At 56.1% G+C, this 24,006-nt stretch carries 19 protein-coding genes; 13 read left to right on the top strand and 6 right to left on the bottom strand.

All coding sequences use genetic code 11. The features are described 5' to 3' along the window. The first annotated feature begins 61 nt into the window (after nt 1-61). Together ACYJRZ_RS18360 and ACYJRZ_RS18355 are read left to right on the top strand one after the other, a co-directional pair. Nucleotides 62-1,987 carry a hypothetical protein gene (locus tag ACYJRZ_RS18360; RefSeq protein WP_459461307.1) on the top strand — a complete coding sequence of 642 codons (1,926 nt, stop codon included), beginning with the start codon at nt 62-64 and terminating at the stop codon, nt 1,985-1,987. Nucleotides 1,988-2,045: 58 nt separating this feature from the next. Then, the gene (locus tag ACYJRZ_RS18355; RefSeq protein WP_459461305.1) at nt 2,046-2,990 is read left to right on the top strand and encodes a class I SAM-dependent methyltransferase; all 945 of its coding nucleotides are present in this window, start codon (nt 2,046-2,048) and stop codon (nt 2,988-2,990) included. Between the two features lie 129 nt (nt 2,991-3,119). Here ACYJRZ_RS18355 and ACYJRZ_RS18350 read toward each other — a convergent pair whose 3' ends face one another. After that, nucleotides 3,120-4,220, bottom strand: a complete 1,101-nt coding sequence (locus ACYJRZ_RS18350; protein ID WP_459461303.1) for a DUF4214 domain-containing protein — start codon at nt 4,218-4,220, stop codon at nt 3,120-3,122. A gap of 141 nt (nt 4,221-4,361) precedes the next feature. Continuing rightward, complete coding sequence (locus ACYJRZ_RS18345; RefSeq protein ID WP_459461301.1) at nt 4,362-5,573, bottom strand: capsule biosynthesis protein; 1,212 nt, start codon at nt 5,571-5,573, stop codon at nt 4,362-4,364. 164 nt (nt 5,574-5,737) lie between these two features. Here ACYJRZ_RS18345 and ACYJRZ_RS18340 point away from each other — a divergent pair, with 164 nt between their 5' ends. Next, the gene (locus ACYJRZ_RS18340) at nt 5,738-6,547 is read left to right on the top strand and encodes an ABC transporter permease (RefSeq protein WP_459461299.1); all 810 of its coding nucleotides are present in this window, start codon (nt 5,738-5,740) and stop codon (nt 6,545-6,547) included. A 16-nt stretch (nt 6,548-6,563) separates the two neighbouring features. On the opposite strand, the gene ACYJRZ_RS18335 is transcribed toward ACYJRZ_RS18340, so the two are convergent. Beyond that, nucleotides 6,564-7,658 (bottom strand): DUF6270 domain-containing protein, encoded by a 1,095-nt coding sequence (locus ACYJRZ_RS18335; RefSeq protein ID WP_459461297.1) that lies wholly within the window; start codon nt 7,656-7,658, stop codon nt 6,564-6,566. Between the two features lie 80 nt (nt 7,659-7,738). Next, nucleotides 7,739-8,620, bottom strand: a complete 882-nt coding sequence (locus ACYJRZ_RS18330) for an FkbM family methyltransferase (protein WP_459461295.1) — start codon at nt 8,618-8,620, stop codon at nt 7,739-7,741. A gap of 6 nt (nt 8,621-8,626) precedes the next feature. Here ACYJRZ_RS18330 and ACYJRZ_RS18325 point away from each other — a divergent pair, with 6 nt between their 5' ends. Continuing rightward, a complete protein-coding gene (locus ACYJRZ_RS18325) occupies nt 8,627-8,818 on the top strand; it encodes a hypothetical protein (RefSeq protein WP_459461293.1) in 192 nt (63 codons plus the stop codon). Nucleotides 8,819-8,855: 37 nt separating this feature from the next. Here ACYJRZ_RS18325 and ACYJRZ_RS18320 read toward each other — a convergent pair whose 3' ends face one another. Continuing rightward, nucleotides 8,856-10,223 (bottom strand): glycosyltransferase family 4 protein, encoded by a 1,368-nt coding sequence (locus ACYJRZ_RS18320; RefSeq protein WP_459461291.1) that lies wholly within the window; start codon nt 10,221-10,223, stop codon nt 8,856-8,858. Further along, nucleotides 10,220-12,340, bottom strand: coding sequence for a capsular polysaccharide biosynthesis protein (locus ACYJRZ_RS18315; RefSeq protein WP_459461289.1), 2,121 nt, complete (start codon nt 12,338-12,340; stop codon nt 10,220-10,222). Before ACYJRZ_RS18315 ends, ACYJRZ_RS18320 begins: the two co-directional genes overlap by 4 nt. A gap of 636 nt (nt 12,341-12,976) precedes the next feature. Here ACYJRZ_RS18315 and ACYJRZ_RS18310 point away from each other — a divergent pair. From ACYJRZ_RS18310 to ACYJRZ_RS18270, 9 genes are all read left to right on the top strand, one after another. After that, entirely contained in the window at nt 12,977-14,182 is a 1,206-nt protein-coding gene (locus ACYJRZ_RS18310) for a capsule biosynthesis protein (protein WP_459461287.1), read from the top strand. Beyond that, nucleotides 14,179-14,913 carry an ABC transporter ATP-binding protein gene (locus ACYJRZ_RS18305; RefSeq protein WP_459461285.1) on the top strand — a complete coding sequence of 245 codons (735 nt, stop codon included), beginning with the start codon at nt 14,179-14,181 and terminating at the stop codon, nt 14,911-14,913. Before ACYJRZ_RS18310 ends, ACYJRZ_RS18305 begins: the two co-directional genes overlap by 4 nt. A 653-nt stretch (nt 14,914-15,566) precedes the next feature. Then, nucleotides 15,567-16,580 carry an AraC family transcriptional regulator gene (locus ACYJRZ_RS18300; protein ID WP_459461283.1) on the top strand — a complete coding sequence of 338 codons (1,014 nt, stop codon included), beginning with the start codon at nt 15,567-15,569 and terminating at the stop codon, nt 16,578-16,580. A 57-nt stretch (nt 16,581-16,637) separates the two neighbouring features. Beyond that, nucleotides 16,638-17,810, top strand: a complete 1,173-nt coding sequence (locus ACYJRZ_RS18295; RefSeq protein ID WP_459461281.1) for a polysaccharide biosynthesis/export family protein — start codon at nt 16,638-16,640, stop codon at nt 17,808-17,810. A gap of 122 nt (nt 17,811-17,932) precedes the next feature. After that, nucleotides 17,933-18,796 carry an FkbM family methyltransferase gene (locus tag ACYJRZ_RS18290; RefSeq protein ID WP_459461279.1) on the top strand — a complete coding sequence of 288 codons (864 nt, stop codon included), beginning with the start codon at nt 17,933-17,935 and terminating at the stop codon, nt 18,794-18,796. A 37-nt stretch (nt 18,797-18,833) separates the two neighbouring features. Continuing rightward, the gene (locus ACYJRZ_RS18285) at nt 18,834-20,165 is read left to right on the top strand and encodes a glycosyltransferase family 4 protein (RefSeq protein WP_459461277.1); all 1,332 of its coding nucleotides are present in this window, start codon (nt 18,834-18,836) and stop codon (nt 20,163-20,165) included. Nucleotides 20,166-20,183: 18 nt separating this feature from the next. Next, on the top strand, nt 20,184-21,233 hold the full coding sequence (locus ACYJRZ_RS18280; protein WP_459461275.1) for a hypothetical protein: 1,050 nt from the start codon (nt 20,184-20,186) through the stop codon (nt 21,231-21,233). 227 nt (nt 21,234-21,460) lie between these two features. Further along, nucleotides 21,461-22,192, top strand: a complete 732-nt coding sequence (locus ACYJRZ_RS18275; RefSeq protein WP_459461676.1) for a response regulator — start codon at nt 21,461-21,463, stop codon at nt 22,190-22,192. After that, nucleotides 22,189-23,454 (top strand): ATP-binding protein, encoded by a 1,266-nt coding sequence (locus tag ACYJRZ_RS18270; RefSeq protein ID WP_459461273.1) that lies wholly within the window; start codon nt 22,189-22,191, stop codon nt 23,452-23,454. Before ACYJRZ_RS18275 ends, ACYJRZ_RS18270 begins: the two co-directional genes overlap by 4 nt. Nucleotides 23,455-24,006: the final 552 nt, after the last annotated feature.

Below are 24,006 nucleotides of genomic sequence, written 5' to 3'. Positions count from 1 at the left end.
GCAAGTGGCAAGAGATGAGGCGAAGCGGCGTCGTCTCCATAAGTCGGTGAGGACTGTAAAAATGCCAATTTCCAAGGACGACGTGAGCTACGGCTATCGCTATCTCTCGGGCAGGTTGCCAGAAAACAACAACCGTACTGCCGGACAATTTTTGCTGCTCGCATGGGCACTTATCGTGTTCAGTTTCAGTACGGGTGCCTGGGCGCAAAGCGCCAGCACGGTCCAAACAAACGCTGCGTTACAATCGACGTCCATTTCGGGACTGGCGGTGGGAACGACTATTGTCCGTAGCGGGTTTTACGCTGCCGGTGACGGCGGCGCGGGTACATACACCTTGTCGGCATCCAACTGCACCGGCCCAGATAACGGCGCGAAGGTCCAGCCATCAAGCGGGACAGGGTGTTGGATGCTGCAGCCTAGCACAATAACGGACATCCGCATTTGGGGCGCACAAAACAACAACTCGACAGATATTGGCCAATATGTCCAGAAAGCCTACGACGCAAATGTTGGTTGCATCTTTATCCCGGCGGGAATTTGGTTATGGTCCTCTGCAGTAACAATGTCGGCGCAGACCCCTTGCATCCGCGGAGCAGGCTGGAATGAGGCGGTTTCAGCGGGATCATTGAGCAGCACAAATATGCTTGGTACGTGGATTCACCGCTCTAGCACTTCGTTCATCCCCGCCACAATAAGTGGACTTTTTGGCCAAGGAGGTACGCCTTCCTTTTCTTATATAGCGTTCTATGACGATCAGCCAACGATTGGTACTGGTCCCTGGACCCCAAACGCCTATCCATATTTCTTCGTACTTAACAATAATGGCCGGGTCGATTTTGATAATATCATGTTCTATAATACAACGCATTGCATCAGTGTCTTTAACTCTGCGCGGGGTCACATCACAAATATTTATGGCCAGCCCCAGGGAACGTGTCTTTCCTTTGATCATATGCATGATATTTCGACGCTTAAAGATATCCAGTTTTGGCCTTTCTGGTCAGGGGCTTCCGCCGTCGCGGCGTTCGACCAGACTGTTGATCCGATTGTCTATGCGCGATCCGATTCACCTTTTATAGACGACATTTTTACCTTGTCTTATCATAGTGCCCTAGCCTTTACCCAATCGAACGAAGGTACCACGACGGGTGCCCAGATCGGTTCTGTGTCCGCTGACGCCACGTTATACGGCATTTGGATTAAGCCCGGCGCGACAGGCGTGCAATTACAGATCGCCAATCTTCGCGGGTCGGGCCAGGCATTTCCCGGAACCGGAAGTCAGCCTGGTTCAGGCACCTATCAGGATTCTGGGACAAGTACGCAGGTATCGATCGGAAATATAGATTGCTTCTACGCTGGCGGTAGCTGCATCTCTGTATTGGGCAGCGGAAGCCTGCAATTTGGTAACGGAGTCCTTTGGAACTACAACAACGACAATAATGGGTCGGCCGCTATTAATGCCGGAGCTTCCGGCTTTATTTCAGGCGCAAATCCACCAAGTATAGCCAATGTCACACATCCAGCACCTGTGATTCCCACAACATCCGCCGGCGGCATTTATGAGCTGCGCGGCGTAAGACAGTATTGGACTCCGGGAGTGGTCGGGAGCGGCGAGAGCGGCACGGTAACGTATAGCTCGCGTGTTGGGACGTTCTGGTATGATGGCTCTCAGGTGACGATTACCTTTTACATAAACGGTACTGCCTCCAGCGGCCTCTCAGGTTCTCTCTTTATCAATGGTCTGCCGTTTACGGACAATGAGCTACCAGACCAGCGCGCGTTCTGCACCATTTCCAGTATGGCGGGAATTACGCTCAGTCCCTCGTTTACTATTCTATCTGGAGTTGTAGCCAGTGGCTTAAATCAAATATTGCTCGTCCAAAGCGGCAGCGGCCAGGCGACAATACCGGCCCCGACGACGATTGTGACGGGCGGCTCCGGCTCCTTCGTACTTGGAGGATCATGTACGTTCGCATCAGGACAATAAGAAGAACAACGACCGTCGCGGCTTGTGCGCCAAGAAATATCACTTAAGGACGAAAGAAATGCCAATTTCTAAGGACGACGTGAGCTATGGCTATCGCTATCTTTTAGGCAGGTTGCCGGAAAACAACGATGTTATAGAAATTTATCGCCAGGCATTCGAAGACATTGAATTATTCCGCCGGCATCTGATGGAATCTCCCGAGTATAAATTAAAGAATCCGATAGCGGTCACTAAATCTTTTCTGGCCCACACTCCGCCCTCCGATATTGAAACCATCATGGACCATCCCACCCTTAAACAGGTGGTATCCAAGACGGCATCCTATTGGTCAGAAATTGGTGCTCAGGCACCACATTGGTCTGTGTTGTCTTTGGATAAATATGTGCCGGATCAATTGGAACAAAATCTGGCTGAATTTTATGAAAGCGGTGTCGGAGATTTGTACCTGGTTCGCGACCTGCTCCGTAGAATGAACCGATCGCTAAATGACTTCAAAACTATCCTTGAATTTGGTTGTGGTGTCGGGCGTGCGACGGCTGCGCTGGCTACGGCCTTCAAGCATGTTATCGCGCTGGACATCTCTGCCCCTCATATTGAATTGGCGAAAAAGCATATTGCATCTTCGGGCGCTAATAATGTCGAGTTTATCCAAGTCACGTCTGAGAACGTCATGCCAGGACGCGGCTTCGATCTTTGGTATTCCCGGCTGGTGCTGCAACATAATCCGCCGCCAGTTACACTGTCTGTCCTAGAGAAGGCGTTTTCCGGATTGCCGCCTCAAGGAGTCGCGATCGTACATGTTAGGACACATGAAGATGGCTACAGCTTCAAAGTAGCAGACTATCTCAAGGGTGGTTCCAAACTCGATATGGAGATGCACTCTACGCCGCAAAATTCCATCTTGGAGCTGGCCGATAGAACTGGCTGCCGGTTATTCGAGTTGCATGAAGAGCCTGGCCATATCGACAATGTTACCAGCATCTTTGTTTTCGTGAAGAAATAACTACCGCGTACGCCGAAGGCCGCCTTGAGAAGTGTGCGGCAAAGTAGCTGACTGTGAGTACGGACATCTATACGCAATTCCTGACGGAAAACCGCCATACACTTTCCCGGAATTGCTGTAAGACCTGGATCAGAAGAATGCCGGATTGCGCCATACCTGGTCACCATCCGCAACAAGCATCGGATCTCCGTGCGGATCGTCCCTCGTCTTTGCGGCAACGATGCCTTCGCAAACCCAGCCATGCTTGGGAAACAAGCTGATGAGGCGCCGATCCAAGTCAGCGGAATGCGTGCCAATGAATACGCGCTTCACCTGCTTCGTCACCACATCGATATGGTGTTCAAAGAGGTCGCCTTCGGCACCTTGAATATCGCAATGGATGAGATCAATGGTCCCTTTGCCGTTCAGGATCGTTGCGAGACTATAACATGTCACCTCTTCAATTTCTGCTATAAGGCCACTATGATGCCTCAGGAATGTCCCGAATGCATCGCCATCATTGCCCTCGCCAGAAAAACCAGCGGCACCGCCGTAAACATGCCCGGCCTGCGCTGCCCGAGGGAACCTGGCCATCCCGTCTTCAACGCCGATGACCCCATGGATAACGTCGGCATCGCCATCGGGGATGGAGTTTTCACGAAACGAATCGTGAATATAGTCGATATGACCACGATCCCCTTCGATCGGGATCACGTGAGCGCTTAAACCTTTCTGTTTGGCGGCTGCGTAGCCGATTGCCGACCAAGGCGCCCATCCGGCGCCGAGCTCGATCATGCTGAATCGCTCCCGAGCGTCGAGAACTGAACGCAATACCGCGATCCATTCCAAGGCGGCCCCATGAAAATTACCGGGAAACGGAAATGATTCAATCAGTCCCGAATGGCTTGCAAGACCGACATGGTTCACGTTGGAAACGCAACCGAGAAAGTTGGTCACAAAGCCTGCTCTGCCCGGCCCCTCATACTTTCTGAATTGCCGAAATACATCCATTGCCTCTCTTCTGGAGGAACCATATGTGTGAATGTATCCATGTATGGTCTTAAATTCATCAGAACTACTGATTTGCCGGATAAGATCTTCATATGAAATTGAGTTCTTCTCCAGCAAATCGAGATAAGAACTCATGCCGTTCTTGTCAGGATCTCGTCCTAGAAGGCCTCTATATGCCGCGATGATGACGTCCTTTGCATTGCTTGTTTTCGATTGCTCTTCGATCACAATGTGCTCCATTTCCGTTTCTATGTGATAGTGAACTTCAATAAATGCATGGGTTGCAAAAGCGGTGCGGCACGCCCAACTGCGATTAGACAACCCTCTCAGAGGCACTAATATCGAGGTCGGCAATCCGGGTTCGATCTGGCTCCGGCAAGGTCAGCCGCTTTCGTGATCCCTGATGGCGGTGACCATGAGCCAGCCCAGCAGATAGCAAAGGCTCAAGGACAGGAAAACGACGGTAATGTTCTTCAGCGCATAAGGCATCTCTGCCTCGTCGGGCATCTGCGGTGGAACAACGACCTCAAGATAGAGTTGTTGGCGGCGGGCATCGGCTCGGGCCGCTTCAAGCGCATCGAGGGCGGCAACGAGCGCCTTGTTGGAAAACTCCCGCATCAGCACGAGGCTTTCGTAATCCGCAATTCTTGGCGCGACGGACTTGTCGGATCCGACCATTTTTGCTCGCTCATTCTCGATCTGCTGCTCCAGTGCCGCGACCTGGCTCGTCAGAAAGGGAATGGAGTTACTGTCCGGCGCAGTCTTGCGCGTTTCTGCAAGGCGTGCCCGCGTATTGGCGAGAGCGGATGTCAGATTGCTGATGAGATCGATCATCGACATGGAGCTGGCATTCGGATCGACCATCAGCTCCTTGTTTCTGAAGTTCGTTATGTTTCGTTGGGCATCTATGACCCGCTGCTGCGCCTGCTGCACCTCGCCATCGGCAAAGCGAACCGCATCGCCGCGGGCGCGATTGTTGAGCCGGTCAAGAAGATCGCCGCCAAGTGCCAGCAATGAGGTGTTCAAGTCCGCGGCATCCTGCGCGTGAAAAGCTGTTGTCCGCAGGACGGTGATGCCTGTGGTGTCGTTGTGAATGACGGACACCCGGCTCGAATAATAATTGAAGAGCTGTTCCTCGCTGTTGTTTTCCCAGAAGCGGGGAAAGCGGGTCAGCCAGTCCGCCTGTCGACTAGCGAAAATAGCACGTACGGGAAGCCGTTCGGCAAGTTCCTTCAGTGCCTGGCGGGAGCGGATATATTCCTGCACGGAAAAAGTATCGTCCTGCGAGCGCGTTATCCCGCTGTTCTGCAGCAGAGAGCCGAAGACATTGGAGGATGGCGGCGCGGCCATGCGGACGACGAAAGAGGATTCGGACACATAGATTGGAGCGGCGATGAATGCGTAATAGGCGCTGACCGCCAGGGTAGGGGCAATAACCGCCAGCAGATAAACGCTTAGACGGCCGTAACGCTTGCGACGCTTTCGGGCTTTTGCAGGTCCGGCAACCGAAGTGGCAATCATACGGCGGAAAGGTTGCGGCCGCTGCTCTGCATCGACTTTCTTGTTTTGGGTCTCGGAGTTAATCAGAGCCATGATCATGCCCTTTCTGGTGATCGTCTGTCGTTGCAGATCTGCGAGCGGACGTCACGGACGCTAATTGTCCAAGCCCGGCGCAATGAAGATTGAGCGGTTGCTCTTCGCCGGTATCGTTGACCGACCGTCTGATGGAGATGGGATAGCGACCAGGAGGGCTTCGGGTGCATCGGGTATCTGCAAACGCGCGCGGGGGTTCGCAGTTCATTACCGGATTGAAGATTCAGGGGCGCGTCCTTGGTGCGCTGATCATGCGCGAAATGCTCATACGCTATGGGCGGGAAAACATCGGCTTCCTGTGGCTTGCGCTGGAACCGATGATCCTGACCACGGGTGTCATGATCATGTGGACGCTGCTCAATCACGAGGCGCACGGATTGACGGTGGCGGCTTTCGTTTTGAGCGGCTACATGCCGCTGACGCTCTGGCGCCACATAACCGGTCATGCGGTTTCTTGTCTGCGCCAGAATATGCCCTTGATGTATCATCGCCAGATCCGCCTGGCTGACGCCATAATTGCCCGTGCGCTTCTGGAGACCGCCGGCACGACCGCCGCTCTCATCCTCGTCTACACGGTTGCGCGTTTGGCAAACATCATTCCGCCCTATCAGAATCTCGGTCTGGTGCTGGCGGGCTGGTTGTTCATGGCCTGGCTCTCTTTCGCGGTGGCGCTCATCTTTGCCGCCGGTTCGGAACGGTTCGAGTTTGTTGAGAAGCTGGTGCCGCCGTTTCAATATCTCACATTGCCGATCTGCGGCATGTTCTTCATGGTGGCCTGGCTGCCGAGCGGTGCCCAGAAGCTGGCGCTTTATGTCCCTCTCGTTCATTGCTTCGAGCTTTTTCGTGCCGGTGTCTTCGGCGATTCCGTGCAAACCTTCTATGACATTGATTACCTTGCGAAGTGCTGCCTGTTTACGACGGCTGTCGGGCTCTTCCTGATCAACGCGGCACGCAATCACATCAAGTTCGAGTGATGCCGCTGCGGTCGCGCTAACGTTGGACATAGTTCGTCACCTGGTACTGGAATTCCAAGGACCGTAGCAGCGTTTCGCGCAAATCCCTTCGGCTGGGCAGCGCATAATGGCTGAGAAAGGTTTCGACGGATTCCGGCTCGCGACCGAGAATCCAGCGAAAGGCTGCAACGACATCATAGGAATCGATGGGGTCGCCAAAGTGGTTATAGGCGGGGTTGCTGATTTTTGCGAAGAGATAGGGCAGTGCACCAAGCAGAATATCGAGGCTGAACCGATGAAGGTTCGGGTTGGTCAGCGCCGTCTTGGTGAAGGCGTCTATAAGGCCGGAATAGTTCGTGAGTGTGGAAACCGTATCGCTTGTACGCGGCAATCCGTCGAAGCCGCCATTCGCATGAAAGCGAACGGCTATTTCCTTCCAGACCTCCACGGAATAGTGCATCGGTGCGGGTCCGTAGAGTGCGGTGTCGTCGGAATAGAGGCCTGACGGCGGTGCAAGTACCCTGCTGTTTTCAATACGCTCCCGGCAAAAGTCGATAAGCGCGCGAGAAATCGGATACCGTATCTGCCAGCGGCAAAAGTCGGTCATGTAGGTATTGCGGTCGATAAGCGTGCCTCGATAGTCGGTTGTGGGGGGCATATCGAGCAATATCACGTTTGTATCCGGCAGGTTCGCATTCAGGAACTCGCAGAACCTTTGCGCTGCCTCGATCACCAGCGTCCAGAAATCGCGGCTACCGAACGGAATGAGCTTGAAGATGTTGAATGCTTCGCGCTGCAACTCGGATCCGGCATCCAGAAGCTCGTAGGGAACGGTGAGTAAGGTGCCCTCGTAGTCTAGGAGCGAGGCGCGCGTGGCGCGGCTGAAATCGATCACCAGTGTCATCGGCGCTGACGCCCTCAATCGATCACAGAAGCCTTTGTCGGCTTCGAACTGCAGCTTCTTTTGGATCGGTTCGGGCCACCCCTCGAGGGCGGTGATGGACGCCTGCCTGTCGTTCATGAAGCTGGCGACGTTGATGCCGTAGCAGAAGAAGACGATGCTGCTATCCGGGAACACGTATCGGACAAACTCCTCGCTAGGGCATGAGCCATAATAGGCGATGCCACCCATATGATTGCCCCTTTTTGTTCAACAAGATCTTCATTCTCGATCCACGCTCAGGTGCTGAAGCCGAAAATCAAGTGCGACAGCTAGGCGGTAGTCTCCTTCTGGTATTGCCTTTTTCGCTTGGTCGGAATCGGTTGCAACTCAAGGTGCTGAAGCCGCCGGTTGACGTCCTCGGCGCGAACTTCATGAACTGCAAATATGTTCGCTACAGCGCCGGCAGAGAAGTTCGAGTTGAATTCCTCCGAAGTTGCCATCCGCGTCAGCCGATGTTGGGAGCTGATCCAGACGTGGTAACCGAGATCGGCGAGCTGGCGATGGATCCAGCCTGGAGTGGTTTTGGAGACAATCGAGAGCATATCATGATTGATCTCCATTAATAGGGAAGGCTTGCTTGTGACAATGGTTCTTAGCGCCCCCTTCAAAAACAGGCCTTCTGCTCCCTGTATGTCGACTTTCATAACATCAGGCCGCAGATTGCCAATGACGCGATCAAGTGTCTCGACCTTGGTCATGCGATCGACCTTGGTCTTGGTGAGATCGGTAACCAGTCGCGTGGCGCCAGCGTTGACCGTTTCCCCCGCGTCATTGAGCGGTAGTTCTCCGGGTGCATCGGCAAGAGCGAGCTGGTGGACGCTCACTCTGTCTTCAAATCCGTTCTCTACGATCGATCGATTGAGCAACTCCGAGAGCTTCGGCAACGGCTCGAAGGCGAGAACCGTTCCTCTAAACGGCGAATGATGCGCTGCGACAGAGAGGGAATAGTACCCCACATTGCCGCCGACATCGATGAATTGCCCGTTATCGGGCACGATGGCTTTCACGAGCTCGATGTCGAACTTCTCATACTCACCGTTCATGATGCCGAAAGAAATATGATATTGGCGAAGATCCAGATACAATTTAAAATTGTATGCGGTTTCAAAAAGGACGACGATCGAGCTCGGCACGAAATTGTGAAACAGCAATTCGCTATGACGTTGGTGGAATTCGCTGGAAGTCAGAAAACGCCTGCGATGGACGTCCAGCGGCAGATCGGTGATTTGCAGGAGATGGTTGCCGATGACATTTCGCTCATCGTCGTTGATCGGACGGCCGAGAATGAATTTGTAGCAATTCTCGATGTCGTAAAAGCTTGTCACGTCGCCGCTCCCACGTCTTGCTGACGAACTTTGTTATTGTGTTGCGCCAGCACCACTGCCCTCACTGTAAAACCGACGAGGTCGATATTCTCCCGATGCGCCTCGGAGCCCGTTGGGCAGCGTGGCGCCGCGCCGAAAAATCGGCGTCGATCAGTGTCTCCAAATCATCGAAATGCGTGTCCCATCCGTTCGATGGGCCGGGGTTCATTCGGCGATGTGGCGAAGCGGCGATCATGTCGAGCGCGGCTCTCCAACTCAGACCATCAAGCGGATCGAGGAAAATGGCGGGCTGTCCGGCGGCGGCTTCTCGATGAGCACTGATGTTGGAGGCGATGACGGGCGTGCCGAGCGCGATAGCCTCGGCGACAGGCATGCCGTAACCCTCGGTGAAGGATGGGGCCAGAAGAGCAGCTGCGCCAGCAACCAGCCGCGCGAGAGCCGCATCCTCCAGCCCAGGCACCTCTATGACGAGGCCGGGCAGGGCAGGGCATCGCTCCAGCATTGCCAGAATGTGGCTGTTTTCCCACCCTCTCTTGCCAACGATTACGAGCCGCGGGGCCATCGCCCCGTCACGTTCGGCCAGGTATTGCCACAGGTGCAGCAATAGCATGTGATTCTTGCGTGGCTCGATTGTTCCGAGCGTCACGAAGTAGGGCATTCGCGGTCGCGGCATGTCGTTTGGCAGAGACTGGAAGCAGCGCTCGATGCCTGGAGGCAATACCGCAATCGAGGGAGGCGTCCTGTCGCTCTGCTGGGCAAACGTACGCAAGGCACGTGCGGTTACCTGCGAATTGCAAAGCACCAGCGACGCGTGTTTGAGCACTGTCTCCATCCTGCGGCGATGTCGCTCCGGCTCCTCCGGTCGGACGAATTCCGGATGCGATAGCGGGATGAGATCGTGAACATAAAAGACGCCGTTACGGCCGGTTTCTCTCAGCCAGGAGAAGGCGGATGTCCGATCCAGCCGGCTGTGCGACACGTGGACGAAGGAAGCCCTGGGCGGCAGCATTAGACCATATGCGAAACGGTTGGCGACAGCATGCGCGATCTTGCGCAGCTTTTGCGTATGGGCCTCCCCTGTCTTCACTTCCGCCGCTGCCTGCCACCTGATCTTGCCATCAATGGCGGCGAAAATCCGTTCGAGAAGAGCGGCCTGTGCTGGCGATATTTCTGTCGCCGACCAGCGGCTGTTGAGCATGGAAACCAGCTTGTCCGCCCGTTCTGACGGTATGGGAATGGCGCTGTTGTGGCCGGTTTCGACGAACCATGAGGGCTGCGTAAGCGCATCGAAACCTGTCGAGGCAGTCCGTTTGCGGCGCTCGTTTAGCCAGTTGGCGTAATGAAGCTCATAGCGATCGATACCGGTAGGTGTGGGGCAATGCGCCCGTTCCATCAATCGGGAAATATCCATGATGACGGACGTGGTCATAATTTTCTAGCCTCGAGCATATGGATGGCCTGCGCCAGCCAGCGCCGACGTGATGGATTGGGAGCGATGCCCTGGCGGCAACGATAGAGTTCGGCGACGACGTCTTCGGCCTCGCACGGAAGATTGGTGATGTTAGACCAGTATCGCGGATAGAGGATGAGCGTGCCTGCAACCAGCGCATCAAGCGTTAGCACGCGTTTTCGCCGCAGCGAGACAACCGCATCTTGCGTAAGACCCCAGCCCGCATAAAAGGGAAGGCCGTGGCACCACACTGGTTTTTCGCGCAGCAGTGCCTCGAATCCGATCTGCGAGGTCGCGACATGAACTTCGTCGACCGCACTCAGAAGATTGTCCAGATCGACATTGCCGATCACCAGATCGGCGGCCTCCGCTGGCGGGCATGGTGTTGGGTGACGGCCTGTCGCCTTCGCCAGAAGATCCGGATGCTGCTTATAGATGATGAATGCCTCGCGCCTGGTGCGTCGGACGGCCCTGAGCAGCTCGATATCGGAAGAATGGCTTGCCATGCCGAAGCGCAACGACGCATCGTTCGGAACTTGGCCGGCTACCAAAACGATGGTGCGGCCTTCTGCCAGAGCTCGATAGTCCGGTGCGGGCTGAGGCGGCAAATTGTATTTGGTGATGCCCATGGAGACGATGTCTCGCCGCAGGCGTTGTGCCCGCTCAAGAAGTGCATCGTCGAAATTCGTCTTGTTCAGGATCGTTTCGAGCTGGCTCGGGGTAAAGGCATCAAAATAGATGCCTTCCTCATCGAAGCAGAGCGAGGATGGCGGCACGAGCGAGCTGCCAAGGCCAGAGGAGCGGATGAAACCGTCTTCAACCCGGACGATCGGCAATCTCTTGCCCTGCTTCCACAAAATTCCCTCCTCGGGAGCGGGGGCATTGCCCCAAAGAACGATCGTGTCGGCGCTCTGGATTTCCAAGGCGCTCGGATTGTTAGCGAAACGAACTTGTGATCGGGGGCTGCTCAGATAACGGCGCATGACCGCGCGTTTGTGCAGGGAGAAGTTGACGCAAAGGTAACGGCCGGTAAGCGAGCGGGCGCGAGCGCGCCATTCGAGTAGCCGTTCCACTGCCTGTTCGGCTGTGATCGGGCTGCGTGAGACGGGATCCACATAACGCGAATATTGAAAGAGCGAAGCCGCGGCAAACTCGTCTATGCTGACATGGCGTCCCCGACGCGAGCGTGCCGCAGCCGCTACCGCGCCTTCGGCCCGGTCTGTTGTCAGTCCCCACCCAGCATAAGCGGGCATGCCGAAGGTGACCACCGGTATTTCCCGCAGAAGCGCTTCGAGACCCAGCTGGCTTGATACCGTCCAGACCTCATCCACCATATCCAGCAGGGAGTGCGTTGATATCGCCTTGTCCACGAACTGCGCCTCAGTGGTCCGAGCAAGAGACTGAAGGTAGCCTCTTGCTCGGCCGGCGACGACGTCGGAATGGCATTTTACGATGATGTCGGCATTTGGCTCCGCCAGAGCCGCTGTCCACATTCTCACAAAGGCCTCTGCATCAGCGCCGGCGCTGTCGACAGCGCGATTTCCGACCACTTCGTCGACGAGCAGGATGCGCCTGCGGCGGCTCCGGCGAAGACGAAATTTTGCTTCGAGGACGTGGCCGTCTTGCGAAAGTCTCTCGTGGTTGATCCAGCGCCGCAGGTCCCGTGCTCGCCGAATATCAGCATCGGACGACGCGTCTTGTAGCAGTGCCTCGAGCCGTGAAGGTTGGCGGGCGGAGAAATGAATGCCAAGGTCATCGGCGATGATGGAGATCGGTGAAGCGGCGTCCGCGGCGGGCAACTGCAAGAAGCCGCCGTCCACTGTCCAGAAAGGCAGACGCAGCACCTGCGCATAGAGACGCGCCAGTCTTGAAAGCGGGCCGTTTCCCCAGCTGACGACTCCGTCAGCGGCACCCATTGTCAATTCGATCGGCCTGAGGGATGCCGAGAAAGCTGCACCGATAAGAGGAAAGCGCTGGCGTGTCGGAAGGAAAGCAAGCAGCCGCGCGTTGATTGGCGGTAGCCAGGACGGCTGCTCGCTCGGCTTTGCGACCGAAGATTGCATCCCCTCAGGAAAGACTGTCGAATCCCTGTACATATCAATCCCCCAAGATGCCCGCTAAGAGCAAAAACCCGCGCCTGAACGGCGGAGCTTGCGATATTCGATTACGACCGGCTGCATGAGCGGAGCTACTTTCGGGGGCATGAAGAACAGTTGCAGCCGGATGACATCCTCAAATATGAGGCCTGCTGATTTGCGCTGCCGGCATGCAAGAAACTTCAGGAGGCTTCGGCGAACCCGGCCGAACAGCAGGTCTCCATGACCATCCGCCGCAACGTTACCGATGACTTGCCTCAACGCGCCTCCGAGCTTTCCCATTCCGAATTCCTCGAACCAGCAATGAGGGAGAAATAGCTAATCGAATGGCAGTTATTGCCGTCGCAATCTCGGCCTGCCATACGGATCGCGTCGCCAAAGTATTAATTGCGACAGAAGGGACATTATTCTTATTCACATATGTAAAAATTTCCGATAACCAGAATTATATTTGACTTTCAAAGGATATATGGGAATGTTTTAGGAGTAAATTGCCGCCTACATCGTCCCGTGAACCGCCGCCAAAGGCGAAGCTGAACGGTGGAAGCCGCGAGATCACGGGAGCCGATCGGATATTTCGGAGAGGCAGCCAGTGGAATGGTCTTGGCAATTCCAAGAAAGATTTGATGGTCCCAGATGAGCCGCATCGAAAATAATAAGGAATTTACCGATTTCATTACACTGGTGAGTGCCCGTTCGTCTGGCGTCGTTATAGGCGAACCAGTTTCCTGGCATCATTCTTTTGTTCAATGGGTGCGATCGCAGCTGCTTCTTTTGCTGGTTGTTGTCGTTCCCGGCGTGTTTGGCGCGATTTATTATGGTTTCATCTGCGCCGATCAATACGCGTCGGAAACGCAATTTGTCGTGCGCAGCCCCAATAGAAATGCAGCCGGCCTGCTCAGCGGGTTTCTTCAGAGCACCGGGTTCGTCCGCGCGCAGGACGATAGCTACATCGTCACCGAATTCATCAAGTCGCGCGCAGCTGTCGACGCGCTGGTGAGCAGGGACGATCTGAAAGCGATTCTTTCCCGTCCGGAAGGCGACTTCCTGAGCCGCTATCCACTGCCCTGGGCCGAAGCCAATAATGAGGAGCTGTATCAGCATTATCTTCGTTTCCTCAATGTGCACACCGACAGCGGCAGCGGCGTGACTACGCTGGATGTGCGCGCATTTCGCGCCGATGATGCTTATCGCCTGGCCAACGCCCTCGTGCAGCATGCCGAAGAGCTCATCAACCGGCTCAACGATCGCGCCCGTGATGATGCCATTCGCTATGCGCAGATCGAGGTAAATGACAGCCAAGCGAGACTGTCCAAGATGCAGACAAGCCTGACCGATTTTCGCAATCGCGAGGCGCTTGTCGACCCGAGCAAGCAGTCGGCCGCCGCTCTGGATATGATCGCGAGGCTCTCAGACAATCTCGCCGACAGCAAGGCGCGGCTTTCAGCGCTGGAGGAACAGGCGCCGCAAAGCCCGCAAGGCGAAGCGCTAAGGGCGCGGGTGGCAGCGATGGAACGTCAGATCAGCGATGAACGGACACGGATCGTCGGCAGCGACGGCTCTATGGCGCCGCGAATCGCACAATATGAACAACTGCTGCTGGAGCGGGAAATGGCGGCGAAGATGCTGACATCGGCAACCACTTCTCTGGAAAACGCCAGGATCGATGCACAACGCCAACAATTGTATCTGGAACGAATCGCCGACCCCAACTTGCCCGATCATGCGCTGTATCCGAAACGCCTCGTTTCGTTTCTGATGCTGGTTGCAGTTTGCTTCGCTACCTTTTGGATCCTGCGCTTTTTTGTGACTCAGGTCCACGAGCACGCAGCCCAGCAATGACCATCCTTCCTTCCAGTCTTGCGCAAATCGCGCCGTCAGGGGCGCCGGGGTCGAAAGAGGACATTCCCTGGCATGAAGATGGCATCGTCGGGGTATTCGATCTCGTCAAGGAGTATGAAGTGAATGGCCGGATGCGTCGCGTGGTTGACGGCGTGTCGTTTAAAATCGGCCGCGGCGAGAAGATCGCCGTGCTTGGGCACAATGGCGCCGGCAAATCCACCCTCGTGCGCATGATTGCGGGGATAGAAGAGCCGACCTCAGGTAGGGTCGTGCGCAATATGTCGATGTCGTGGCCAATCGCCTTGAGCGGTGGCTTCGGGGGTTCGATGACCGGCTTCGACTGCATGCGCTTCCTATCGCGCATCTATGATAAGCCATTCAATGAAATCCGCGATCTCGTGGAGGATTTCAGTGAGCTTGGCCGCTATCTGCGGATGCCTCTCAGAACCTATTCCTCGGGCATGCGGGCCCGGCTGGCGTTTGGAATGTCGCTTGCCATCGATTTCGATTGCTATCTCATCGACGAGGTGCTGGCCGTCGGGGACAAACGCTTCCAAACACGCAGCTTCGAGGAGCTTTTCGTCAAGCGCAAAGATCGCTCGATGATCATTGTGGGACACAATCTCAACGTGATCGGTGATTTGTGCACATCAGCGCTTGTGTTGAAGAACGGCCGCGGTCGCGTCTTCAACGATATTGAAACGGCATTTCGAATCTACTCCACATTGTAGGCCAAGTCACCGCAAGGGGTTGCGTTGATTGGCAACAACAATGTACGCATCCGCTGCAAATTGACACAATAACAGGCGGCAGCCAGCGGCATTTCAATCCCTTTGAGCGCTGGGTCACAGGACAGGCGAAAGCTTCGCGTATCGTTAGAGGCTTGCACATCTAAGCCTTTCTATAATTAGAATAATTAAAAATATCATGGGGAGTCAGTCGACTCTATTAGCCATGGCGCGATGCGGATCCATTGCCCCCGTCACCCGAAAGAACCGGGTCGGGTTAATAGCCTTACGGTAAGTCTATTTGCAGAAACCTCCGGCTCTCTTTGCAACCAGCACCGGTAGGGCTTCGGTTATATTGTCCGTACGGCTGTATTTTGTCCGATCTCGTCGCTTTGGAAAATTCAACGTTCAGTCGAGCTGTGAACTGGTAGGATTCTGTATAACATCGTCACTATCTGTACTGTTGCGCTAAAATTCGTCGTGCTAATTTAATGAAAGATAATGCAACTTACGCTAAACGATCCCGCAACCTGGATAGCCGCGGGAACGGGATGATGGAGTCGTCATAACGAACGCTGGAAAAAGTGTAGCCTAGATAGAAATCACGTGTTAGCAATTGCTAATATGCAACTTGAGATTTTGAGTAGGAATAGCGGATGGCGATGTTGGAAAGAGTTATCGAGCAATGCGTCGGTACTTTCGAGGTGTATTCCCGTGATGCAATCATTCGTAATCTCGATATGCTTGAACCAAACTGGAAGTGGTCTGTTCCCTCAGAAACCTCTGGCGACTATTCCTTCAAATTCAGTAAGCAACCTCTTCAGTCAGCATCGATCATAAGCGCCGAGCATTCGGCGGGCCTGGAAGGTATCGCCAAACAGGATTTGCCGCGAGTCAGCATCGTCTTCGTTCTCGCGGGAGAAATAGAAATCAATCACCGGCGAATGCATAAATCACTGCGCATTCCCGCCAATTATGTCGCGAGCATCAGTGATCGCGCTGGCAAGCGCATCGAAATCAAACCGCGCAGCTCCTGGCTGCTATTTCAGATCCCGGAATCGGTTATTAGACAACATTTTGAAGAGCTGACCGGCAAGCCTTACGTGCAGGAATTCGCGCTGGCCCCGGTAAGCTTCCGGCAAGGTGGTGCTCAGGGGCTCTATCAGACGTTGCGTCAGGCCGAAAAGGATCTGACGACCGCACGCCAGACCGAACGAATGATGCTCGCCAAGGCCTACGGCGAGCTCCTGCTGGTAAAGCTGTTTGCCAAGCTGCCGCACAATCTGTCCGATGCCTTCAATCGCGGCACCTTGGATAACGCGCCGCGGCAGCTCCTGAGGGCTGAGGCCTTCATGCGTGACAATCTGCACAATGCCATCATGCTGGAAGATCTCGCGAACGCGGCGAGCTGCAGCCCTCGCGCGCTGCAACGCATGTTCAAAACCTATCGCGGCGATACGCCGATGGGAATCCTTTGCAATTACCGACTTGCCGCAGCGCATGGCGCCATCAAGGGCGGCCGGGCCGAAAGCATTACCGATCTTGCCATGAGCCTGCAATTCTCCAATCCCGGACGTTTTTCCGTTCTTTACAAACATGCCTACGGTTTCAGTCCGTCGTCGACGCTTCGTTTTTCCCGGGAGCGTAGCAACGATGCCGGAACGGCCTAGCCTGCTTGGCACGATGTTGCCTCGTCAAAACTGCCTCCATGCCAATCAGGATCATCGATGCCGTTGAAGTTCGGACTACTGTGCGTTCTTGCCTGCGTTCTTACGGGCTGTGGATTACCGGAGGCCGGCCCCAAGGCCTCCCGCATCTTGGAAGAGGCGGCTGCGCGCACCATGCCACCATTCGCAGTGGTCGATGTGACATCGACGGCGATGGTCAAGAGCGTCGCTCGACCGGAAGCCAGCTTCGCGGCATATTTTGGTGAGGGCGCACGGGATCCCGGCCTTAGGATCGCGGTTGGCGATGTCGTTTCCGTCAGCCTTTGGGAAGCGCCGCCCGGCAGCCTGTTCGGAATGGCCTCAAGCGCTTCGGGGCAACAACAGGCGACAGGTAGTTCGGTGACGATCCCGCCGCAAACCATCAACAGCGATGGCACCATCAGTATCCCCTATGTGGGCCGGATCGCGGCCGCTGGGCGCACTCCAGCCTCGGTCGAAAAGGCGGTGGTTTCTGGCCTGATGGGCAAGGCGGTGCAACCACAGGCGTTGGTGACCGTCCAGCAAAGCTCGTCGAACACCGTGACAGTTACAGGCGAGGTGGCTGGCGGCGCGCGCGTCGCACTTTCGCCCGCCGGTAGCCGAGTACTCGATGCTATTGCCGCGGCGGGAGGACTGCGCGCCGGCGTCAACGACAGCGTCGTCTATCTGACGCGTGGCGGCCGAACGATGCATCTGCCTTTTACCGCGATTGTTCAAAATCCGCGCGAAAACGTGAGATTGCGGCCTGAAGACGTTGTTACGGTGGTGCGCGAGCCGGTTACATACACGATCCTTGGCGCCTCAGGTCAGAGCGGTGAGGTCCCCTTCAGCGTTCAGCATTTGACGATGGCGAACGCGGTTGCGCGGGCGGGAGGCTTGCAGGATAGCCGCGCCGATGCTTCAGGCGTCTTCCTCTTCCGCTACGAGCCGCTTGAGATTGCCCGCCGCTTCGTTGCGCCCAACAATCCGTTGTTGCGCCGTGGCGGACCTGTGCCGATCGTCTATCGGTTCAATCTGAAAAATGGCTCGACACTTCTGGCGATGCAGAACTTCGAAGTTCAACCGCGAGATATAATTTACATCTCCAATGCCTCGTCGATCGATATTCAAAAATTCATGGGCCTCTTCCAGGGAGTCACCGGGACGGCTCTGTCTGCGGCATCGGTCGGCATCTCCGCGTCGGCAGCAAACTGAAGATGACGGAGCAAAAGCGAAGGACAGGCCGAGACGGATAATCTCGCTGCGATCAAGGGAGATTCCTGATGTTGCCCGGCCTGTGGAATGCGTTACGGGCATGCAGGAACGAGAGAGGTACAATGAGTTCTTCGGCACTGTTACATCTCCATGAATTAATGGCGTTCGATCGGCATCAGGCCGAAACGGCCATCCTGCAGCGCGTGAGCAGCGCCTACCTCGGGAATCACACGGCTTTGGTGCGTGTGCTCGGTCGCTACAAGCTTTACGTAGACACCCGAGACAGAGGTTTCGCATCCCATGTTCTTCTGGACGGCTTTTGGGAAATCTGGCTGACGCTGTTCTGCGCGCGCAACGTCAAGCGCGGCATGACCGCGATCGATGTCGGTGCGAATTTTGGCTATTACTCCCTTCTGCTTGCCGAGCTCATCGGCACAAGGGGCGAACTGATCGCCGTCGAGCCCAATCCCCATGCCGCCGATTTCCTGCGTCGCAGTGTCGAGCTCAACGGGCTGCTCGGACGGACGCGGATCGAAACTTCGGCGCTCGGTGCAACGATATCGGGAAAAGCCTCTCTATATATTCCCCATACCGAGCCGAAGAATGCGTTGATCGTTTCGGAAATGTTCCAACCCCGCCCTCAGGACGGTGTCGTCATCAAGGTCCCGGTGACAACCCTCGACGGGATGAGCGCCTCCTGCTCTCGCGTCGACTTCATCAAGATCGACGCAGAAGGGGCAGAGGAGGTGATACTCGAAGGAATGGCTGAGACCATTGCCCGCCATAAGCCGATGCTCGTGGTCGAATTCAATCCTGCCCGCTATGCCGACGCATCCGGTTTTCTTGAACGGCTCGCCGGTATCTACGGGACAATGCGACGTCTCGATTTCAGCGGTGAAGCGGTTCCCATCACCAGCGAAGACCTGCTTTCGAAATACGGGGCCGACGATTCGCTGCTCGTCCTTTCGCGCGACAAGCCAGTTTGATCGGAAGTAATGAGGGTTCCCAAATGCTGAGGGGGAAATGGGAGTGAGCCAGACGATCCTTTACGACGGTCTCAATCTTTCCCTCAAGAAGGGCACCGGGGTTGCGACCTATACCCGAAGCCTGATGGCGACGGCCCAGTCCCTCGGCTATCTGACGGGCGTCGTCCATGGGATTCCTGGGAAGGTACCGAAGGACCCGGTTTTGCGGGAAGTGCTCCTCTTCGATGATGCTAATGCTCATGTGCCCGGAGCGATTTCGGTCGCAAAGCGCTGGCTGCGGCGCCGCATCGCTGCCCCGTTCGGCATCGCTCCGGTTCCGATCCCTTTGAGCGGCACCGTCATTGTGAAATCGCTTCAATCACAACTTGGTGCGGCTGACACCGTCTATGCCGCCAACGATTTGTTCCAGCTCGCGCGCTATCATTTCAAGCGTTACGGCAACAATCTGACCATGAAGTTCGAGACGCAGCCCGATCTTCTTCATTGCACCTATCCAATGCCGATTGCGGCAAAACGAGCACTGAACGTCTACACGATCCACGATCTGGTTCCTTTGCGGCTGCCTTATCTGACCGAGGACAACAAGCGTTATCACTATAAGATGCTGCGCTCTCTGGTCCGGCGAGCCGATCACATCGTGACGGTATCCGAAACGTCGCGCGCCGATATCATCAAGGTTCTCGGCGTTGACGAGGCGCGCGTCAGCAATACCTACCAGGCCGTTCATGTACCGGAGAGACTTCGCGAGAAGCCGGACGACGTTGTCGCGGACGAGGTTGCCGGCATCTTCCATCTCGATTGGAAGGGCTATTTCCTTTTCTTTGGCGCTTTCGAGCCGAAAAAGAACATCTCCCGGCTGATCGAAGCCTATCTTGCCGCAAAGACAGACAAGCCGCTCATCATTGTCGGCGCGCCCGGATGGAAGGGTGCGGAGACGCAGCAGCTGATCGATGACGATCGTTTCCGCTTCTATCTTCGCGCGGAGGATCGTATCCTGCCTCAGCGGCAAATCCAACGCTTCGATTTCGTGTCCTATCCTTTGCTGATCAGTCTGATCAGGGGAGCGCGCGCGGTGCTATTTCCTTCGCTCTACGAGGGCTTCGGCTTACCGGTGCTGGAATCCATGCAGCTTGGAACGCCTGTTCTAAGCTCCACGGAGGGATCGATTCCTGAGATAGCCGGGAATGCGGCGCTGCTGGTCGACCCTTACGATACGGAGGAGATGCGCAAGGCGATTGTCAGTCTGGATCAGGATGACGGGTTATGCGCCTCTTTCGCCAAATCCGGCCCCATGCAAGCCGCACGTTTTTCACCGGATCGATATCAACAGAAGGTTGGCTCGCTTTATGATCGCCTCCTTAACGGATAATCAAAAGGGGAGTTCGTCATGACTATCCTCTTTGCGTTCGGAATGCCGGGGGTCATGTCTTCCTGGGGCGTTGCAGCAGTTCACGCTCTGGCCCGCGAAGCCTTCGGGGACTATGCGGTGATTACCACCGATACCGTGGAGGATCTCAAGCAGCACGTCCTTGCGCGATCGGGCGCGCATGCCGTTCTTGTCTCGCAGTTTCCGGAAGCGCGGCTATCGGAACTGATCCTCAGGGTCAACGTGCCGTTTTTGTTGTTTCTCGAAGATCCCCTCGACGCCGTTTCCTATCTTGCTCGCGCGACCGGGCAGCGGGACATCGGTTTGGTCAGGGCCGTCTCGGCAAGCCTTGCCTGTCTCGAGCCGCTTGCGGACGCTTCAGGGGCGCTGGTCTTGCGTCGCGGCGATGTTGATCAAAAAGGCAGCATAGATCTGTTGTTGAAGACCATAGACCGCCATTTCAGCACCGATCTTAAACTCGAGCAGATAGCCAACGCGCTGCTGCATGTCGGCATGTCACCTTCCGGACAACCACCCCAAAAAGCGCCGAGGCTGGAGGAGGCCGCCGCGGCTGTCATTGCGGGCTACCTGACACCGCAGGAGGCGGTTCCGGAGGTCAGCGAGGCACTCCGTGAGACGGCAAAGAAGGTTCTCCACCCCTTGGAATTCGATCGCCGCAAAGCCTCGAACACCGTCTTCTGGCCGCAAGAGGCATTCCTGTCAGGGGATAGTTTGGGGCAGGCTCTGGACGATCTTGTCGATCTTACCGGTGGTGCCCGCTGCCTTATCTACGGCCCATACCTCCACTTGCCGACGGGGCGCTGGAATGCAAAATTCCTTTTCGATGTCGACGAAGACTGCCGGGGGCAGATCTTCACCCTCGAGGTACATGCTGCCGAATTGCTCGGTAGTCTCCGTGTGTGCCCGCAAGGCACCGGCTCGTTCGAAGCGGCAGTGCCGATCGATGTCGTTGATCCGCGTGCGCCGATCGAAATTCGATTGATGATGGATAGCGGCGCAATCGAGGGGCGTCTTTCGGCCTGGAGCGTCGAGTGGCTGCGAGCAGCCTGACAATCGGCTCTTGTCTCTAATAGGCGCCCGCGGCCCTGGCTGCTGCGCTGGCCTGCAGCGCCAGCGGATTCACTTTTTGACCCATTATTTTGTTGCTCAGCGTTTCTGACGCCCGGAATTTTGTAAACCAATGTTTCGCGGCGAAGATTTCCGTATTGGCGCCGCAAAACCCTTCTTTTCAGAGAAGTCATAGTTTGTATAAGGATTGAGAAAACGGAATGAAGCCCATGAACGCGAGCGCCGCACCGGATATTCTGATAGTCGACGACGATCATGAAATACGCTCGCTTCTGAGCCGGTATCTCGAGGAACAAGGTTTTCGAGTGTCGACGGCGAGCGATCTTCGCGGATGCAACGACGCGCTCAACCGGCGGAACCCCGATCTTCTCGTTCTTGACGTCATGCTGCCCGATGGGTCTGGCCTCGATCTTTGCCGCGATCTGCGAAACCGCCGCCCTCGCGTGCCGGTCATTCTGCTGACGGCCTTGAAGGAGGACATCGATCGCATTCTTGGCCTCGAGATCGGCGCCGACGACTATCTCGGCAAGCCTTTCAATCCGCGCGAATTGGCAGCGCGTATCCGCGCTGTCCTGCGTCGGACGAATGAGATTTCCTCGTCTGAGCCCGAACAGAAGCGCTATCGATTTGCGCACATGATGCTCGATCCGCAACTTCGCAGCGTCAGTCGAGACAGCGGCGAGGCGATTTCGCTGACCGGCGCTGAATTCGATCTTCTCAAGGCATTCCTGGAGCGCGCAGGCCGGCTCCTGTCGCGCGATCAATTGCTTGACCTTACACAAGGGCGTGATCGCGATCCCGCCGATCGTTCCATCGATGTCCTGATGAGTCGACTGCGCCGCAAGCTCGGCGAAACGGCCGAAGATCCGATCTTCAGAACGATTCGTAATGGCGGTTATCAACTGGTTGTCCCCGTGACGGCCGTTAAAGTCGATTCATGAGGTCGCTTGGGGCGCGGCTGGCGCTGCTTTTAATGACGGCGATTGTGCTGGTCGTCATTTCCTCGTCCTTCGTGGCAAGCCTTGTCATGCGCGGGCCACGTCCGGATATGACCGTCGAACGGATGGCGCGGCAGCTTTCCATTCTCGCCACCTTCGCAGAGAAGGACAGAATGACAGCGGCATCGGCGGGGTTGGTCGTTGCTCCCAAGCCGGCGGAAGGCCCGAGCGACGAAGAGCTGTCGCGCTTTTTGATGGAGGCCCTGCTTCGAATAGCCGGCATGCGCGAAGCCGTCATAGTGCGCCAATCGACAGGCGAGATGATTGCGTCGCTAAAGCTTTCCGACGGCAATTGGCTCATCATGCCGATGCCGGATCATGGACCGCCGCCGGGCGGATGGAAGATCCTGGTAGGGTGGCTCGGTCTCATCATAATCGGCAGCGTGCTGGTTTCCATCTTTGCCGCCTCGAAAATCATGAAACCGCTGCGTCTGCTGGAAGAGGCTGTTGCGGCGGTTAATCCCGACGGCACCCTGCCTTACATAGCGGAAACCGGGCCGGGCGAAATCCGCGCGACCGCCCAGGCGCTCAATGGCCTGTCGGCTCGGGTCAAGGCCGCGACGGAAAGCCGCATGCGCCTCGTTGCAGCCGCTGGGCATGATCTGCGAACGCCGATGACCCGCATGCGCCTGCGGGCGGAGTTCATCCGGGATGACGAAGAGCGTCGCAAATGGTTTGCCGATCTCGAGGAGCTCGACAGGATCGCCGACAGCGCGATCGGGCTGGTCCGGGAGGAGATCTCCCGGGACAGCCTGGAGCAGGTCAGGCTCGACCGGATCGTCGATGACATCGTTAGCGAGCTGAAGGCGATCGATATGAATGTCGCGAGGGGCGAACTGGAGCAGGCAACGATCTGCGCCGGCCCGCTCGCCATCACCAGAGCCTTGCGAAATTTGCTTATCAATGCCGCAACCCACGGCCAATCAGCCGTGGTGACGGTGACGCATCTTGGCGATAGAGCGGTTGTGCGTATTGTCGATACCGGCCCCGGCATTCCGGAGGACCGGCTGAACCAGGTATTTGAGCCCTTCTTTAGGATCGATATCGCAAGGCAAAGATCTTTTCCGGGGGCCGGTCTTGGGATGGCTATTGCGCGCGAAATCATCAACCGGTTCGGAGGCGAGATCAAGGTACGCAACCGCCAGCCACGCGGCTTGGAGCAGGTCGTATCGTTCAAGAGCGCCGGGGCCAAGGTCGCAAGCTAGCACGAGCGACGCGAATCCAAACCATCGTGGTATCGCAGCTGGGACGTCTCTGGCAGGGACGGGGTCTGCTGCCAGAACATCCGTGCGATCAAACAGGCTTTACTTGCGTAGAACTCTCGAAAATTCTACATAAACCAGTATTAAAAGTAAGATTACAGAACTTACCAAATGGTTCGCGCCTGCGGAAAAGCCGGGACATTAAATTTCGCCAAAATGCCTTGTTTCGGCAACATTCAGAAATGTCGCTGCCCCCAACTGATGTAAAATCGCCATCGATCAGCAGCTTGGCTCGACCAGGCTTTGGTCGCCCCGCATACCCGGCTTCGCCACTACGCCCCCAACACGAATGGCGAAGCCGGATTGCCTTTCGGCTATGGTCATCAACTTTTCTCCGAAATATCAGTTTCTCGATAATGTCGCTGCGAAGTCCGGCAAGACGCAATGTGGACCGGGGGTGTGCGGGAACATTGAGATGCCGTAGTGTTCAGCATTCCGTTCTTACGAAGTCGGCGATCCCGGGCCTATTGAGGTGGGCGCAAGTTCCGGCCCATT

The organism is Rhizobium sp. No.120 (assembly GCF_054558365.1).
This window is presented reverse-complemented; position numbering and strand designations above follow the sequence as displayed.